This is a genomic window from Trichococcus sp., from assembly GCF_055118575.1.
The window spans coordinates 1-17,775 of the sequence record NZ_JBSQPW010000003.1 but is presented as its reverse complement, the minus strand read 5'-3'; the positions used below and the strand labels follow the sequence as shown (position 1 = coordinate 17,775).

Below are 17,775 nucleotides of genomic sequence, written 5' to 3'. Positions count from 1 at the left end.
GGAATTGTCATGTCAGCAGGTAAAGGATTTCCGGAAGGTTTCTTCTGGGGCGGTGCCACAGCCGCCAACCAATTTGAAGGAGGTTGGGACGCTGATGGGAAAGGTCCATCGGTCATCGACCAGCTGACCTGCTCACGCGATTTTGCTGAACGCTTCGCCGGAGTAGGCGATTATTACCCTTCGCACATCGGCATCGATTTCTATCACCGCTACAAGGAAGATATCGCTTTGTTCGCAGAAATGGGCTTCCGGATGTTCCGGATGTCGATCGCTTGGACGCGTATTTTTCCGAACGGCGATGAACTGGAACCGAATGAAGCCGGTTTGGCCTTTTACGATGACGTCTTCGATGAGTTGGCGAAATACGGCATCGAGCCATTGGTGACGATCTCCCATTTCGAAATGCCGCAATATCTGGTCGACCACTACGGCGGCTGGAAAAACCGCAAGCTGATCGGCTTTTTTGAAAGATATGCTACTACATTATTTGAGCGCTATCAAGGGAAAGTCAACTATTGGCTGACTTTCAATGAAATCAATATGGCGACTTTCCTGCCGCAGATCTCGATCGGTTCAAAAGCTGAAGCGGGCGAAAACCAGGAAGAAATCATGTACCAAGCTTTGCATCATCAGTTCGTCGCCAGCGCTTTGGCAACGAAGGCCGCGCGGGCAATCGATCCCGAGAACCGCATCGGCTGCATGATCGCTTATGCGCCGGTCTATCCGTTGTCGGCCAAACCGGAGGACGTCTGGGCAGCGCAACGAAAAGAAGAAGAAAAATTGTTCTTCTCGGATGTCCATGCCCGCGGATATTATCCGCCGAGCAAACTGGCTTACTTCGCCACCAAAGGCATCAACGTCACCTTCGAGCAGGGCGATGAGGAAATCTTGGCTGCACATACGGTAGATTTCATTTCCTTCAGCTACTATGCATCCAGCGCCGCCAGCTTTGCGCAATCCGGCGTGCCGGGTGAAGGCAATGCCTTGATGGGCGAAAAGAATCCGTATTTGGCAGAATCGGAGTGGGGCTGGCAAGTCGATCCGTTGGGTCTGCGTGTTGCCCTGAATACGTTCCATGCCCGTTACCAGTTGCCGCTGATGGTGGTTGAAAATGGGTTGGGCGCTGTGGATGAAATTGTCGACGGCCAAATCCATGATGATTACCGCATCTCCTACCTCCGCGATCACGTCAAAGCCATGCGCGATGCGATCGTTCTGGACGGAGTGGATCTGGTCGCCTATACGTCTTGGGGCTGCATCGATTTGGTTTCGGCCGGGACCGGCGAGATGGCGAAACGTTACGGCTACATCCATGTGGACCGCCACAATGACGGATCAGGCAGCTTGGATCGTCTGAAGAAGGATTCCTTCTACTGGTACCAAAAAGCCATCGCCAGCAATGGTGAAGATTTGGACTAGTTAGAATAACACTACAATAAAATACAGTAGAACGCTCGAATGTCATGTTATGGCATCAGAGCGTTTTACTGCTATATGTTGTGTATATGCATGAAAATTTATTTTTGCACAGTAATGAAAACGTATTCTGACTTGTATTATCGTTAAAAAACCGGAATAGGCTTTTAATGCTATTTCGAGTGAGAAAGTAACAGTCAACTACTAGGAGGAGTAATTAGATGAAAAATAAGACAGCAGTTTCGATAACAGCATCATTGATTGGTGCACTCTTATTGGCAGGATGCAGCAGCGGTTCACAGTCAGCTGTTTCCGAAGAGAGTGAAAATATTGTGGCACAGGAACAATCAACGGAAAAGGTAAAGGCCCGTACGGTTATCACGACAGATGGGGAAGTTGATGACATGAATTCCATGTTGAGATATTTCCTGTATGCGAACGAGATGGAATTGGAAGGAGTTGTTCTTACAAGCTCTATGTACCATTATGCCGGTGATGAAGAAGCCGGAATTGAGCCTTTCCGATGGACCGGAACAGAGTGGCTCAGCAACATGACCGATGCGTACGAAGAAGCTTATCCGAATTTGATTACGCACGCGGAAGGTTATCCCGAACCGGATTATATTCGTGATGTGACCAAAATTGGTAATATAACTAATGCAGGAGAAATGGAAAAAGTTACGGAAGGTTCCGAATTTTTAAAAGAATTGTTCTTGGATGATGACGAGAGTGACTTATACGTGCAAACATGGGGAGGTACCAATACCACAGCACGCGCACTGAAATCCATTCAGGAAGAGTATGAAAATACCGAAGAGTGGGAAACGATAAAACAGGCCGTTAGTGATAAACTAGTACTTTATATCATTCTGGATCAGGATGAAAGTTACAGTTCCTATATCGCGACAAACTGGCCTGATATCCGTATCATCAACGATCAGTCCAATTTCTGGCACTTCGCTTATGCTTGGAAATTCCACACGGATGAAGTGAATAGCAAGTTGCAGGGAGAATGGAATTATGAAAACATTAAAAATGGCCATGGATCCCTACTGGATATGTATGCACTGATGGGGGACGGAAACATGCTGGAAGGCGAATTGCCTGAAGAACAACGTGGGTCTGAAGAATATCTCGAAAACAATCCGCAATATAACCAGTACGATTTTATCTCGGAGGGTGATTCTCCGTCCTTCTTCTATCTGATCGACAATGGGCTTAGAAGTATGGAAGACCCATCATTTGGTGGTTGGGGAGGAAGATTCGGCGCTGAAAACGAACAGTTGTACCGCAATACAGTTCTGGACTTTGACCCGTACACTGAAAGATACGAGGCTGAATATTCATTGATGCGTTGGTTTGATGATATTCAAAGCGACTTTGCGGCTCGTGCGGATTGGGCCATTACTGCTGATTATGAAGATGCTAACCACAATCCTGTTCTGACAGTGGATGAAGGGATAGATTTGGAAGTCGAAAAAGGTGAAGAGGTGACCTTGCACGCTAATGCGACTGATCCGGATGGGGATAACTTGACTTACAGCTGGTGGAGATACTTTGAAGCGGATACTTATGAAGATTCCACGGTTGAACCTCTTGAGGCAGTAGCAGATGTAACCAGCGGATTACAATTAGGTCTTCATCGTGACTTGGCTGAAGGTGAAGCAACGGATACGATTGCTTTATCCGGAAATGACACCGACACTGTGACCTTTACTGTTCCTGAAGATGCTCAATCAGGTGACACTATTCATATTATTGCAGAGGTACAAGACGATGGTGTTCACGGATTGAAACATTACCAAAGAGTTATCTTATCAGTGAAATAGAAAGACAAACAGAAAGACAAACAGAAAGACAAACAGAAAGACAAACAGAAAGACAAACAGGTTGATGTAACTTGTTTGCCTTTCTGTTTTTTTTGGTAGTAGATTACGGAGAACTGTTTTTAGAATAATCAGCATTGATTCGATTTTATAGAACCATTAAGGATGTGGAAACTGAATAACAATTCCTCAGCTTATCTTCTTCAAAAAGTACTCAAACACCGTAAGATCGTCCGTCAATTCCGGATGGAAAGCCGTGACCAGTACGCGGTCGTTTTCGGCTGCCACGATCTTGCCGTCGATGCTTGCCAGCACGCGGACATCATCGCCAATGGAGCGGATATAGGGTGCGCGGATGAAGACGGCTTCCACCGGTTCCGCGAGGCCCACAAATGCCAGCAAGGCTTCAAAGCTGTCGACTTGGCGTCCGAAGCCGTTCCGTTCGACTGCGATGTCGATGAAGCCGAGCCGCAATTCATCAGGTGCATGACTGCTGTCGGTACTGCAGAGAATCAGTCCGGCGCAGGTTCCGAAAATCGCTTTGCCAGCATCAAAAAATTTCCGCAAAGGTTCCTCCAGTCCCTGTTCGCGAATCAGACGACCGATGGCAGTCGATTCGCCGCCTGGGATGATCAGCCCGTCCACTCCTTCAAGATCGGCGGGCGATTTCACGGCTGTTGCGGTGACGCCCAATTTAGTCAGTGCCTGCAAGTGCTCCGTTACGGCACCCTGCAAGGCCAATACGCCGATTTTTTTCGTCATGCTTACCAGCCTCTTTCCTGCATGCGTTCGGAGGCGCGGAGCGTGCTGATATCGATACCTTTCATCGGTTCGCCCAAACCTTTGGACAGTTCCGCCAACAAAGCATAATCTTCGTAATTCGTTGTCGCGCGGACGATGGCGCGGGCGAATTTTTCCGGATTTTCGGCTTTGAAGATGCCGGATCCGACGAAGACGCCATCCGCACCCAAACTCATCATCAGGGCTGCGTCAGCCGGTGTTGCGACACCGCCGGCAGCGAAGTTCACGACCGGCAGTTTGCCGAGCAGTTTGATTTCTTTGACCAATTCGTATGGCGCGCCGATTTCTTTGGCGAAGGTCATCAGTTCATCATCCGACTTCGTGATCAACTGGCGGATTTGGCCGTTGACTTTGCGCATATGGCGGACGGCTTCCACGATATTGCCGGTCCCCGGTTCTCCCTTCGTACGCAGCATCGAAGCTCCTTCACCGATGCGGCGCAAGGCTTCTCCCAGATCGCGGCAACCGCAGACAAAAGGAACGGTATAGTTGGATTTCAATAAGTGGAATTCCTCATCGGCAGGGGTCAGCACTTCGCTCTCGTCGATATAGTCGACGCCCATCGCTTCCAGGATGCGCGCTTCGGTGATATGTCCGATGCGGGCTTTCGCCATGACGGGAATGCTGACCGCGTTCATCACTGCCTCGACGATGGTAGGGTCCGCCATCCGGGCAACCCCGCCGGCTGCGCGGATGTCCGAAGGCACGCGTTCCAAAGCCATGACCGCTACGGCACCAGCCGCTTCAGCAATCCTTGCCTGCTCCGCGTTCACGACATCCATGATGACGCCACCTTTCTGCATTTGGGCCATCCCGCGTTTCACTTTTTCCGAACCGATGATTTTTGTTGTCATAAATGATCCTCCTAGGTTTGAATGATAAAATGGTTAAAGAATGGTTAAATCATAATCCCTATTTGCAGAAACGCCTACATCCAATTGGACTGTTTCCAGACCAACCAATTTGGTGTATAATGAATGAAAACTAGGGAGAGTGAAGGAATGGCGGAATGGAGACTGGATCAGGATAGGGGCATGCCGCTCTATCAACAGCTGATGCAACTGATCGAAGAAAAAATCAAAGCCGGCGATTTGATCCCAGGCCGGGCCTTGCCGGCGGAACGCAAGCTGGCGGAGGAACTGCAGGTCAACCGGTCGACCGTCATCCGGGCACTGGAAGAACTGACGACGCAGGGGATACTCATCCGCAAAAGGGGCAGCGGGACGTTCGTGAATCCGAATAAATGGGGGATGCAGACAAGACCAACCATCAATTGGCGTACTTCCTTGACGCCGGATAATCTTTCGGTGGATACCCCATATCAAAGGAACGTCAGGCAGCTGTTGGCGCAGCACCGTTCGCGCGAAATCCTGGATTTGGGGAATGGGGATTTGCCGAAGGACCTCTTGCCGGAACTGAAGATCCCGGATATTTCGCTGGGTGAAATGCTTCATGGCGAAGCGACCTTCATCAAGGAGAACCGAGGAATCAAAGCGACGAGGGAAAGTGTCCAAAAACACCTCGAGACCGCGTACGGAATGACAGTCCCGCTGGAGGAAATCTTCATCACTTCGGGAACCCAGCAATCATTGTTTTTGATTACGCAAGGGCTGTTGAAGCCGGGCGATGCGATCGGCATCGAAGCCCCTTCCTATTTCTATTCTTTGCGGCTTTTTCAGGCTGCCGGTCTGCGGATCATTCCGATTCCGATGGATGGTGAGGGAATGACTGTCAATGGACTTCAGGAAGCCTCTCTACAGTACCCGCTGAAGATGATTTTTCTGAATCCGATTTTCCAGAATCCGACAGGCACGGTCATGAGCCCCGAGCGGAAACAGGCCATCCTTGATTATTGTTTGCTGAAACGCATCCCGATCGTGGAGGATGATGCATACGGCAGCTTTGTTTTTGATGAAACGGTTGATAACCGTCCGTTGAAAAGCCTGGATAAACGGCAACAAGTGCTGTATCTGGGTTCCTTATCCAAGTTCGCCGGTCAGCATATCCGGATTGGCTGGATGATTGGGCCTGCCGCCATTATCCGGGAATTGGCCGACATCCGCGATCAGATCGACTCCGGAGTGAGTTTTTTGCCGCAACTGCTAGCGGAGCATTATTTGGCGAGCGAGATTACTGAGCATCTTCCGACCATCGTTTCGGCTTTGAAAGAGCGCGCCGAAACGTTGCAGACCTGGCTCAGAAACAAATACGGCTCGGAAATAAGTTTTGAACCGGCTAAAGGCGGATACCATCTTTATTGTCGTTTCGTCAATAAAACCGATGCCGAGATGGATAAATTGCTTCAGAAATTGCTGGAAGAAAAAGTGGTCGTGAAGGAAGGCATCCAATTCGGTGATCAAAAAAATGCGGTCCGTTTCAGTTTCGGACATTTTGTGGAGCGGGAAACAAAAAGTTGAGGCCGGTACGCTTCTGAATTCCTTACATTTGCGCTCCAGTCCGCTGGACAATATCCTTCAAATGGAATGAAAACGAAAAATAAATCGAGATGCATGTCAGGAAACCTTCCGTGAAGATAACAGAAGGTTTTTTTGAATGGAATCCCACAGCAGTCAAGAATAATGGCTGTTGTTGCAACCTTGTTCTCAAATCGATGTGAATGAAGCTGACATCGCATAACAGAAAAAGTCCTATCCGGTGTCATGAAATGTTTTCTGTTTGATTGCTAAATCTATATAATCAAACCATCGAAGTTACAAAAGATAGTACAAGAATGCATGAAAAGGGAGCGAGCGCCATGACAGGAACAACATCACTAACAGAAACAGAATTGAGATATCAACTGCCGGAAATCATCACGGAAACATTGCCGGGGGAAAAGGCAGCAGCCATCCTGGCCCGTCGATCGGAAGCGATCCCTTCTTCTTTGACATGCGTTTATCCGATTGCGATCGGGAAGGCTGAGGGCGCCATCATCGAGGACGTTGACGGCAATCGTTTCTTGGATTGGGTCGGCGGCGTGGGTGTTTTGAATATCGGCCATCGCCACCCGAAAGTCGTGGAAGCCGTGAAAATGCAGGAGAACGATTATACCCATGCGATGATCAATATCCTTACGAGCGAAAAGTATATCACCTTGGCCGAAAAAATGAACGATATCGTGCCGGTGAAGGGATTCAAAAAGCGGACGTTCTTTGCGAACAGCGGAGCGGAAGCAATCGAAAACGGCGTAAAGGTAGCGAGAGCCTACACGAAACGGCCGAATGTGATTGTATTCTCCGGGGCCTTCCATGGACGGACACTGTTGACGACGCATATGACCGCGAAAAAGGCCAACTCGATCGGCTTGGGGCCATTCCCGGATGGGATATTCCGCGTGGATTATCCAAATCTTTACCGCAAACCGGCCTACAGCACGGATGAAGAGGCAGTGGCCTATTACATCGACCGCATCAAACGCGCCTTTGACGAGTTGACGCCGGCCAGCCAAGTCGCGGCCATCGTTTTCGAGCCGGTGCAGGGCGAGGGCGGCTTTATCCCGGCCCCGATTGAATGGGTCAAAGCTGTCCGCCAAATCTGCGATGAAAATGGCATCATGATGATGACGGATGAAGTGCAGACCGGGTTCGGGCGCACGGGCAAGCTGTTCGCCTCTTCCTACTACGAAGAAGCCGGCTGCGCACCGGATATCCTGTGTACGGCAAAATCGATCGCAGGCGGCTTCCCTCTCAGCGCCATCGTTGCCCGTGATGAGATCTTCAAAGGGATGGCAGGCGGTCTGATCGGTGGCACTTTCGGCGGCAATTCGGTATCCTGTGCTGCGGCGCTGGCGACAATCCAAGTCATCGAAGACGAAAAACTCTGCGAACGTTCCTTGAAATTGGGTGCGGCATACACTGCCCGCGTTGAGGAATGGCAACAGCAATACAAAGAAATCGGCGATGTGCGCGGTTTGGGCGGCATGATCGGCGTTGAGTTCATCAAAGATCGACTGACGAAGGAACCTGCTCCGGAATTGGTGAACGCGCTGATCCAACATTGTGTGCAGAACGGCCTGATCATCGAAAATGCCGGCACCTACGGGAATGTGGTCCGTTTCCTGGCGCCGTTGGTCACGACGGATGAACAGTTGGAAGCCGGCCTTGCCATCTTTGAAAATGCGATCGACGCTTTGTGCACGAAGTTAGCGTAACTAATTGAAACCAATGGGGGAGTACTATGTCACTGTCAGCTGAAATCATGGATTTTGAGTTTTATAATCCTGTCCGGGTTGCCTTCGGACGGGATCAGGTCAAAAAAATCGACAGGTTTGTGCCTAAAGACGCGAAGGTGCTGATCACCTACGGAGGCGGCAGCGCCAAACGTTCCGGCACCTTCGACCGTGTCGTGCAGGCTCTGGGCAACAGGGAATGGGGGGAGTTCGGCGGCATTCCGGCGAACCCGGTCTTTGAATACCTGATGGACGCCGTGGCGAAGATCAAAACGGAAGGGTACACCTTTCTGATTGCGGTGGGCGGTGGATCGGTCATCGACGGCACGAAATTCATCGCAGCCGCCAGCTTGTTTGAAGGCGATCCGATCGACATCTTCGCAAGCGGCGTCGGCAAAGGCTTGCCGGTCGAAAAAGCCATGCCTTTCGGGACGGTGTTGACGATCCCGGCGACTTCCTCGGAAATGAACCCGATCACCGTCGTCAGCTTCGAGGAATTGCAGGCAAAGGTGAGCATCAAAAACGAGAATCTTTTCCCGACCTTTTCGATTCTGGAGCCCGAGTTGACATACACGTTGCCGAAAAGGCAGTTGGCGAATGGCCTCTCAGATTCCTTTGTCCATGTCATGGAGAACTACCTGACTTATCCGGTAGGCGCGAAACTGCAGGATCGCTGGTCCGAAGGCATCCTGCATACTTTCATCGAAATCGGACAGGAAGTGCTGATGGATGAGGAAATAGATTACAACACGCGCGCGAACTTCATGTGGACGGTGACGAACGGTTTTAATGGTTTCACGGCTTCCGGGGTGCCGGGCGATTGGTCCAGCCATGCCTTGGGCTACGAAATCACCGCCCTGAATGGGACTGATCATGCCCGTACACTTTCGGTCATCCTGCCGGCTACCATGAAGGTGCGCAAAAAGGAAAAATGGGAGAAGCTGCTGCAATATGCAGAGCGTGTATGGGGCGCCACGGAAGGCGACGAAGAGGCGCGGATCGATTTTGGCATCCGCAAAACCGAGGAATTCTTCCGTTCGCTGGAAATGCCGACGCGGTTCAGCGAAATCGGCATCGCAGCAACGGACATCGACTATATGGTCGAGCAGCTGGAAGTCCACAAGCGCGACCGCCTGTCGGAACGCGCTGACCAGACACTTGATGTCAGCCGGAAAATCTACGAAATGGCGCTCTGATTTTTTTGGAAACGGTGCTCTGATCAGAAATAACCCGCCAAAAGCGTTTTGACGGGGAAAAATAGTTCAAATCACAGGCAGAAAACCCGCCAAAAGCATTTTGGCGGGGAAAAACGTACGCGGACAACGCGAGATTCCCCGTCGAATCCGCTTTTGCGGGGAAACTCGCAACGAACGAACCCGAACCCTGGAACATTCAAACAGAAACCAATTCGACAAAACCAGAAAAAGACTGGATTGACTCACATTGAGAGTCAGCCCAGTCTTTTCACATTCTTTCAGTGGCCTTCCCACTCGGAATGGAAGTCCTTCAGGAACTGTTCCATCCGCTCGTGGCGGGCCAGCGCTTTTTGTTTGCCGGCTTCCGTGTGCATGCCGTCCTTCAGCAGGAGCAATTTTTCATGGAAGTGGCCGATCGTGTCGCTGTCCGTATCCCCGCTGTGCTCGGGATCGTAAAGCGGCCGGTCTTTGTGCCCGCCATAAGCGAAGGCGCGGGCGATGCCGATAGCACCGATCGCATCCAAACGGTCGGCGTCCTGGACGATCCGGCCTTCGATCGTTTCCAGGACATGCTTGTTTTTCCCTTGTTTGAAGGACATATTGTTTACGATGTAGACGACTTGTTCGATGACGGTATCGTTCAGTTCGAACGGCGTGAGGATGTCGGTGATGATGGCTTCGCGGTCGTCGTCGGTGTAGCCGAATTTGTGGTCGGCGACGTCATGCAGCAAGGCCGCCAAGCCGATCACGAGACGGTCGCCATTTCCTTCGGCCTCCGCGATGTCCATGGACGTGTTGTAGACCCGCAGCGTATGCCACCAATCATGGCCGGTCGCTTCGTTCCTCAGCTTGTCCGCGACGATGTGTTTGACGTCTTCGATGATGATTTCATTGCGCATTCCGATGCACCTCTTTCTTGGTTCTATTAGACTCTATTAGGGATCAATTAGTTCTCCTGCAGCTTGGAAATGAGCAGCTTCCTGAATTTATGCCGATCAGCGTCCGTGAAAGGCTTCGGTCCTTTCGTGCGTTTGCCGCTTTTGCGGACCATCGCGCTCATGTAGCGGTCCTCAAGCAGACGCTCCATATTGCTGTTGTCGTAGGCGAAGCCTTTGTGATGGAGAACAGTCAGTCCCTTCGGCAAGGCGAGGGAGGCCAAACCGTAGTCCTGCGTGACCAGCAGATCACCCCGGTGAGCGAGCTGGATGATCTTGAAATCAGCTGCATCCGCACCGGAATCGACGTATACCGTCTTCACTCCGGGCGGGAGCAGCGCGTTGGAGAAGTGGGCAAAGCTTGTGACGATTGTGACCGGTATGTCGCGCTTGACGGCTTCTTCGATGATGATGTCCTTTACGGGGCAAGCATCCCCGTCGATCAGTATGTTCATTTGGCGCCTCGATTCTGTTTCTTTCTGACTCCATTTTACCAAAAAACGGCGCGGATTTCTCTATGCTGTGTGTGCTCGGGGAGAGAAAGCACGGGAATATTACCGTAAACTCCGGCCAACGGTGTTTGGCCGGAGTTCGGGGTGAAATTCCGATCCCACCTCCGACCAGAATCGGCTGGCCGGAGGTGGGCATATCTGTGCAATCGCTGCTCCGGCGAAGCCAATCTTCACCGGAGGACAGAACAAAACTTAGCCCAAGCGAAACACATCAAAAAAGCCGGCGCTCCGGAAACCTTCCGGAGCGCCGGCTTGGCGTTTAAGCATTCAAAAATCAATTCAATCCTAAAATAGTTTCGACGCTCTGCTGCATTTCATCGGAAGCGACAACGGTGTTGTGGCGCACTTCTGCATGCAATAATTCGTCGATTGCTGGAGGGAAAGCGACGCCGCTCAATTCTTTCAGGCGATCTAACATTTCTTCCATGGAAGCGTCAGAGAACTCAGGATCGATGGCGTCCAAAACAGCCTGCGGGAATTTATAAGGGCTGGCAGTCGATGCGATGACGATTGGTGTGTGATCGTCAGTTTCGGCTACATAAGTGTTGGCAACATGCGCTGCCACAGCTGTATGCGGATCGATAACATAACCGTCAGCATGGTACAATGCTGCAATCTGTGCTGTTACTTCTTCTTCTTTCGCGTAGTCTGCGTAGAAGTCCTTCGCTTTTTCCTGCATCGCTTCCGTCACTTCATAGCGACCGATCTCCTTCAAGTCGTTCATGAAAGTTTGGACTGCTTCCGCGCTCTCATCGGCCATCAGGTACAACAAGCGTTCCAGGTTGCTGGAAACCAGGATATCCATGGATGGAGATGTCGTCAAAATGAAGTCGCGGTTGCGGTCGTACGCGCCGGTCTCGAAGAAGTCGACCAGGACTTTGTTTTCGTTTGAAGCGATGATCAGTTTTTGGATCGGTAAGCCCATCTGTTTCGCGAAGTAGGCAGCCAGGATGTTCCCGAAGTTACCGGTAGGAACTACGACGTTCATCGGTTCGCCGGCAGCGATGGCGCCTTGTTTCACCATTTGGCCGTAAGCGTAGACGTAATAGACCACTTGCGGGATCAGGCGTCCGATGTTGATGGAGTTGGCTGAGGAAAACTGGAAGCCAGCTGCATCCAAGCGTGCAGCCAAATCTGCATTACCAAACATGTTTTTGACGTTCGTTTGTGCATCATCGAAGTTTCCGTCGATGGCAACGACAGAAGTATTGGCGCCTTTTTGCGTCACCATCTGTTTTTCCTGAATGGCGCTGACGCCGTTCTTAGGGTAGAAAACGATGATGCGTGTGTTCGGCACGTCCGCAAAACCGTCAAGCGCCGCTTTGCCGGTATCGCCGGAAGTTGCTGTCAGGATCACGATTTCTTTTGTGCTGCCGTTCTTTTTGGCGGAAGTCGTCATCAGGTGCGGCAGGATGGAAAGGGCCATGTCTTTGAAAGCGATGGTCGGGCCGTGGAAAAGTTCCAGGTAGTGGTGTCCGCCGGCTTTCACCAGTGGGACAATGCTGGTGTCGTCAAACTTGTCATCATAAGCTGCGTTGACGCAATGTTTCAATTCTTCTTCAGTGAAGTCGTCAAAAAACTTTTTCATTACTTCATGGGCTAATTCTTGGTAAGTCATGTCAGCCAGGCGATCCAATGGGATTTCCAAAGCCGGAATGTGATCGGGTACATACAATCCGCCGTCTGGCGCTATCCCTTGTAATATTGCTTGTGAAGCCGTCAATGTTTTTTCTGCATTTCGTGTGCTATGATAGGTCGTCACGGATTCCGTCTCCTCTACATTATTCTCATTTTTAAATTAAAAATTTCTCATAAAGAGTATGCCACATTTTTACTGAAAACTCAATAACCTATGCGAAAAGCTTCACGTTTATAAGCTCTCTCGACAATCATGGCGATGCCCATGCCGCCCCCGATGCAAAGGGATGCCAGGCCGATTTTTGCATCGGTCCGCCCCAAGGCATGCAGCAAGGTCACCAAAATCCTTGATCCGGACGCGCCGATTGGATGCCCCAAGGCGATGGCGCCACCGCTGATGTTGATTTTTTCCTCAGGCAAGCCCAAATCCCTGATTACGGCGATGCTCTGGGAGGCGAAAGCTTCATTCAATTCGAAGAGGTCGATGTCTTCCGCATGCATCCCGGTTTTTTCCAATACTTGCTTGATGGCGTAGTAGGGTGCATAGCCCATGATGGCCGGGTCGATGCCGGTTTCGGCATAGCCTTTGATTGTGGCCAGATAAGGGATGCCTTTCGCTTCGGCCTCCGACTTCGCCATCAGCACCAAAGCGGCCGCTCCATCATTGATTCCGGATGCGTTTCCGGCGGTCACAGTGCCGTTCTTTTGGAAGGCTGGCCTTAATTTGCTCAAGCTCTCCAACGTGGCATCTTTACGGATATATTCATCTTCGGCCACGACCGTCTGCTGGTTCTTGCGGTCGGTTAGGATGACGGGCGCGATTTCTTCCTTAAAGGAACCCGCTGCTTGCGCACTGGCTGCTTTCTGTTGCGAATGCAGCGCGAAAGCGTCCTGCTCTTCGCGACTCACTTGGAATCTTTCTGCCACCGTTTCGGCCGTGATGCCCATATGCTGTTGATCAAAAGCATCCGTAAGGCCGTCGTGCACAAGGCTGTCGACGGCGTTAATGTCACCGAGTTTGCTGCCCCAACGCTGATTCGGCAAAAGATAGGGAGCCTGCGACATGCTTTCGGTGCCTCCGACGACAACTGCGCTGGCATCGCCGAGACGGATGGCTTGGCTCGCCAGGATGATTGCTTTCAATCCGGACCCGCAGACTTCGTTGATTGTCATGGCTGTTTTTTCATAAGGAATCCCGGCAGCGACTGCAATTTGTCGCGCTGTGTTCTGGCCGACGCCTGCCTGAAGGACGTTTCCGAAAATGACGGAATCCACTTGTTCAGGCGATAAGCCGGCCCGATTCAACGCAGCTTCAGTTGCCGTTCTTCCCAAATCCACTGCAGTACAATTTTTGAGGCTGCCTCCGAATGAACCGATGGGGGTTCTGGCAGCACTGACAATTACGACTTCTTCCATTTAATGTCTCCTTCTGATGTTTACTTGTATAGGTCTGTTCATACAGACGGGGGTATTCTCTATTTTACGATACTCAGTGCACTTTATCATATAAGAATTACTAAAGAAATACAATCGGAACGCAATCTTTGGATAAGGGTTTTGTAAGATATCTTTAATTTGGTTGGTCCAAGGTTGTTTTTTTGAGCGGTCTGGTCTATCATTTGGGATGTGAGGCATCAAATATGTTATATATAAACAGTAAGGGGTAGTTGTCGTGAAGATTGGGATAGATAAGATTGGCTTTTATGCGCCGCACTTCTTTGTGGATATGGAAAAATTGGCGGAGGCCAGAGGAGTGGAGCCGGCTAAGTACACTATCGGCATCGGGCAAGAAAAAATGGCTGTCGCGCCGATCACGCAGGATGCCGTTACGCTCGCCGCGAATGCCGCTTTACGGATCGTCGATGAAGAAGATTTGGAAAAAATCGATTTGGTCATTTTCGGAACGGAATCTGGGATCGACAATTCAAAATCAGGAGCCGTCTACGTACATGATCTTTTGGGCATCCAGGAACATGCCCGTTGCATTGAATTGAAACAGGCGTGCTACGGGGCGACTGCCGGCATCCAATTGGCGAAAGGCCATGTCGCTTTGAATCCGGCAAGCCGCGTATTGGTGCTCGGTTCGGACATTTCCCGCTACGGAATCGGTACGGCCGGTGAAGTGACGCAAGGAGCCGGTGCAGTGGCCATGATCATCAGTGCGGAACCGCGCATCCTCGCGCTGGAGAATGAAAGCAGCTATTTGACGGCCGATGTGATGGATTTTTGGAGACCCATCTATTCGGAAACGGCTTTTGTTGATGGAAAATATTCAAATGAGCAGTACATCTCTTTCTTTGTGAATGCCTGGGAAGAATTCAAGGCGAAATACGGCGCTACTTTGGCGGATTTCGAAGCAATCTGTTTCCATCTGCCGTACACGAAGATGGGCATGAAAGCTCTGCGCGAAGTTCTCGATCAAGGTACCGAAGCGGACCGCGAACGACTGTCGGCGCATTACCAAACCAGCACTGTTTACAACAAAATAGTCGGAAATATTTATACGGGTTCTCTGTATCTGAGTCTGTTGTCCTTGTTGGAGCTTTCCGATGACCTAAAGACAGGCGACAAAATCGGTCTCTTCAGTTACGGATCCGGAGCGGTCGGAGAATTTTTTTCGGCCACGCTGCAAGAAGGTTTCAAAGAAGCCTTGGCAGCCGCGGAGCATGGAAAAATGTTCGCGGCACGGACAGAAGTGAGCGTCTCAGAATATGAAGAGATTTTTTCGAATGTTTTGCCGGTCGATGGTTCAAGCATCGAACTGGATGTGGACGCAGATCCTGCAACCATCTGTGTCGAAGGAATGGACTACAACAAACGAATCTATCTGAACAAAAACAGATAATGAATGCGATGAAAAAACAGCACGCCGTCAGCCAGGTAACTGGTGGACGGCGTGCCGTTTTTCTAATTGGAAGGTACCGGGTTCGTAATCTCCGGCGAGGGCGTTTTCGTCGGATAAAAAAGAGGTTTTGTATCGTCAACTCCGGTGAGCACGCGCTCCCCGGAGGAAACAACTAAATCGGTTTCGCCAACTCCGGGGAAGCACGACTTCCCCGGAGTTGGCGTCTGGAGAGCTGTCAGACGTGCGGTTCATCCAGACGGATTTGCGCCAAAAGTGCCTGTGCCGTCGCGAGATTCATATTTTTTTCGCTCTTCAAACGTTCCGACAGCTGTTCGATTTCATCGCCGGTAGCACCCGCGCTGATTGCCAGTGAACGCGAATGCAGGCCCATATGCCCCTTTTGAATTCCTTCCGTCACCAAAGCTTTGATGGCGGAAAAATTTTGGGCTAGGCCTACTGAAACGATGATGGATTCCAGTTCGGAGGCTGAGCGGTAGCCGAGGATTTCTTTCGTCATTTTAGCGGCAGGGTGGAAGTTGATCGATCCACCCACAGCTCCTACCGGCAACGGTAGAGTCAGACTTCCGAGCAGATCTCCGTTTTCCGCTTTTTTCCAGGTTGTCAGCGAACGGTACTGTCCGTTGCGGGAGGCATAGGCGTGGGCCCCGGCGGAAATGGCACGCCAATCGTTTCCGGATGCCAGCACGATGGCATCGATGCCGTTCATGATGCCCTTGTTGTTGGTGACGGCGCGATAAGGATCGATGTAGGCAAACTGGTAGGCTTCGATCAGCCGGTCACGCACTTCATCACCAGAAAGGGTCCCTCTTCCCAACAGACTTGAAGGTATCCGGCATTCGGCGGTCGCCAGGCAATCGGTCGCGTAATTGGTCAGGATGCCCATCAAAGCTTCGCCGCCGGTCAAACGCTCCAAGTAAGGGATGACCCCTTCCATCATTGTATTGATGATGTTGGCCCCCATCGCCTCTAGCGTCTCGACATGGAGATGGACGACAAGAAATGCAGGGATCCCTTCAACATCATCGGCAGGCAGAATCCTGACGCTGACGCGGCGGGCTCCACCGCCGCGCTTCACGATGGAAGGGTGGGCAGCATTGGCCGCCTGCAGGATCTCTTGCTGATGAGACTCGATCAGTTGTTGTGCAACACTGCTGTCGGGGACATTTTTTAAGGCAACCTGGCCGATCATGATCCGTTTCTCGATCGTCGTACGGAATCCGCCCGCCATGGCGATGATTTTCGCGCCGGCGCTGGCCGCAGCGATGACAGAAGGCTCTTCAATGGCCATCGGGACGGCATAGTCTTTTCCGTCAATCAAAAAGTTCAAGGCGACACCGTAGGGCAAGTCGTACGTACTCAGTTGGTTTTCGATCATGTTGTCGGCTATTTCCTGGGGCAACGTTAACCCTTTCTGCAAAGTTGCAGCAGCCTCTGCATCCAGGATGCCGGCCGACTGCAAAGCAGCGATCCTTTCCGTTGGGCTTTTATCGTAAAATTTTTGAAGATATTTGGATTCCATTTTCTGCTCCTTTTCCCAAGTGTTTTCACGTGTAATCAGTGTCTGTTTCCTATATCATTTTAGCATAGAACATTCCTGATGGCATCCGCCTTAAAGCCTCTTGCCTGCAACGGGAAAGAATCCGTCCAATGGCCGATGCCGGGCAGGTGCACAGGCGTGTATACTGAATACATCAAGAGAAAGCGAGGGATCGCATTGGAGACGATCAGCTATTATATCAAGGAAATCATCAACGCAACCGGAAAGGGCTTGAAGGGCTATCTCATATCGGCAGTCAAGCTTGCCGCCATCAGCTTTGTCCTTTTATGCGCCGGGTTTCTGTACTTCGGTATCGATTTCTGGTTCCTGAAGGCACTTGGGATTGCAGTATTCGACCTGATTCCGATTCTGGGGAGTGGTATGGTGATGATTCCTTGGGCGGTTATCCATCTGTTGCTTGGGAACACAACCTTGGCTTGGCAAATCGGACTGCTGTACATCATTTTGGTGGTCGTCCGACAGATCGCCGAACCGTTCATCACCGGAAAGGAGCTCGGAATCCGTCCACTGTACACATTTCTGGCGACTGTCGTCTGTATCCTATTGTTCGGGCCGATTGGAGCCGTTCTCGGTGCAGTGGTTGCCGTCGTGATCAAAGCTATTTTGGAAGTTTCGAGTGTCAGCCGCAACGATTATGATAAATATCGTCGCTGAAAACAGACAGTATTTCACAAGCGCGGGAGAAGTGACTTCTTCCGTGCCTTTTCATGTTGAAGCACTATGCCTGCAGAATCCAACCGCCCATTCCCGATATATAAAAATGCTTAATTGCAATATCAAATGCATAAAAAATTTTAAAAACCTTTATAGACAGCGAATTACTCAATAATCCAGTATTACCAATGCTTTGAAGCCATTG

General features: G+C 50.8%; 14 protein-coding genes. 7 read left to right on the top strand and 7 right to left on the bottom strand.

Annotation, left to right across the window (positions count from 1 at the left end):
* Positions 1-9: 9 nt before the first annotated feature.
* Together ACTCCX_RS01265 and ACTCCX_RS01260 are read left to right on the top strand one after the other, a co-directional pair.
* Positions 10-1,419 carry a 6-phospho-beta-glucosidase gene (locus tag ACTCCX_RS01265; RefSeq protein ID WP_463274350.1) on the top strand — a complete coding sequence of 470 codons (1,410 nt, stop codon included), beginning with the start codon at positions 10-12 and terminating at the stop codon, positions 1,417-1,419.
* A 218-nt stretch (positions 1,420-1,637) separates the two neighbouring features.
* Positions 1,638-3,245, top strand: a complete 1,608-nt coding sequence (locus ACTCCX_RS01260) for a DUF1593 domain-containing protein (protein WP_463274349.1) — start codon at positions 1,638-1,640, stop codon at positions 3,243-3,245.
* A 186-nt stretch (positions 3,246-3,431) separates the two neighbouring features.
* Here the strand turns inward: ACTCCX_RS01260 and pdxT are convergent, their stop codons facing one another.
* On the bottom strand, positions 3,432-4,004 hold the full coding sequence (gene pdxT, locus ACTCCX_RS01255; protein ID WP_463274348.1) for a pyridoxal 5'-phosphate synthase glutaminase subunit PdxT: 573 nt from the start codon (positions 4,002-4,004) through the stop codon (positions 3,432-3,434).
* A gap of 2 nt (positions 4,005-4,006) precedes the next feature.
* A complete protein-coding gene (pdxS, locus tag ACTCCX_RS01250; protein ID WP_463274347.1) occupies positions 4,007-4,897 on the bottom strand; it encodes a pyridoxal 5'-phosphate synthase lyase subunit PdxS in 891 nt (296 codons plus the stop codon).
* A gap of 147 nt (positions 4,898-5,044) precedes the next feature.
* On the opposite strand from pdxS, the gene ACTCCX_RS01245 reads away from it, so the two are divergent.
* From ACTCCX_RS01245 to ACTCCX_RS01235, 3 genes are all read left to right on the top strand, one after another.
* On the top strand, positions 5,045-6,460 hold the full coding sequence (locus tag ACTCCX_RS01245) for an aminotransferase-like domain-containing protein (RefSeq protein WP_463274346.1): 1,416 nt from the start codon (positions 5,045-5,047) through the stop codon (positions 6,458-6,460).
* 338 nt (positions 6,461-6,798) lie between these two features.
* Positions 6,799-8,193: an aspartate aminotransferase family protein gene (locus ACTCCX_RS01240; protein WP_463274345.1), complete on the top strand. Its 1,395-nt coding sequence runs from the start codon at positions 6,799-6,801 to the stop codon at positions 8,191-8,193.
* Positions 8,194-8,219: 26 nt separating this feature from the next.
* On the top strand, positions 8,220-9,407 hold the full coding sequence (locus tag ACTCCX_RS01235) for an iron-containing alcohol dehydrogenase (protein WP_463274344.1): 1,188 nt from the start codon (positions 8,220-8,222) through the stop codon (positions 9,405-9,407).
* Between the two features lie 278 nt (positions 9,408-9,685).
* Here the strand turns inward: ACTCCX_RS01235 and ACTCCX_RS01230 are convergent, their stop codons facing one another.
* The 4 genes from ACTCCX_RS01230 to ACTCCX_RS01215 all read right to left on the bottom strand — a co-directional run bounded on the left by ACTCCX_RS01230 (position 9,686) and on the right by ACTCCX_RS01215 (position 13,908).
* Positions 9,686-10,306 (bottom strand): HD domain-containing protein, encoded by a 621-nt coding sequence (locus tag ACTCCX_RS01230; protein ID WP_463274343.1) that lies wholly within the window; start codon positions 10,304-10,306, stop codon positions 9,686-9,688.
* Positions 10,307-10,353: 47 nt separating this feature from the next.
* The gene (locus tag ACTCCX_RS01225; RefSeq protein WP_463274342.1) at positions 10,354-10,797 is read right to left on the bottom strand and encodes a YaiI/YqxD family protein; all 444 of its coding nucleotides are present in this window, start codon (positions 10,795-10,797) and stop codon (positions 10,354-10,356) included.
* Positions 10,798-11,128: 331 nt separating this feature from the next.
* The gene (gene thrC / locus ACTCCX_RS01220) at positions 11,129-12,616 is read right to left on the bottom strand and encodes a threonine synthase (RefSeq protein ID WP_463274341.1); all 1,488 of its coding nucleotides are present in this window, start codon (positions 12,614-12,616) and stop codon (positions 11,129-11,131) included.
* 80 nt (positions 12,617-12,696) lie between these two features.
* Positions 12,697-13,908, bottom strand: a complete 1,212-nt coding sequence (locus ACTCCX_RS01215) for an acetyl-CoA C-acetyltransferase (protein WP_463274340.1) — start codon at positions 13,906-13,908, stop codon at positions 12,697-12,699.
* A 256-nt stretch (positions 13,909-14,164) separates the two neighbouring features.
* Here ACTCCX_RS01215 and ACTCCX_RS01210 point away from each other — a divergent pair, with 256 nt between their 5' ends.
* Positions 14,165-15,337, top strand: a complete 1,173-nt coding sequence (locus tag ACTCCX_RS01210) for a hydroxymethylglutaryl-CoA synthase (protein WP_463274339.1) — start codon at positions 14,165-14,167, stop codon at positions 15,335-15,337.
* Between the two features lie 235 nt (positions 15,338-15,572).
* On the opposite strand, the gene ACTCCX_RS01205 is transcribed toward ACTCCX_RS01210, so the two are convergent.
* The gene (locus ACTCCX_RS01205; protein WP_463274421.1) at positions 15,573-16,913 is read right to left on the bottom strand and encodes a hydroxymethylglutaryl-CoA reductase, degradative; all 1,341 of its coding nucleotides are present in this window, start codon (positions 16,911-16,913) and stop codon (positions 15,573-15,575) included.
* Between the two features lie 120 nt (positions 16,914-17,033).
* On the opposite strand from ACTCCX_RS01205, the gene ACTCCX_RS01200 reads away from it, so the two are divergent.
* On the top strand, positions 17,034-17,570 hold the full coding sequence (locus ACTCCX_RS01200) for an AI-2E family transporter (RefSeq protein ID WP_463274338.1): 537 nt from the start codon (positions 17,034-17,036) through the stop codon (positions 17,568-17,570).
* Positions 17,571-17,775: the final 205 nt, after the last annotated feature.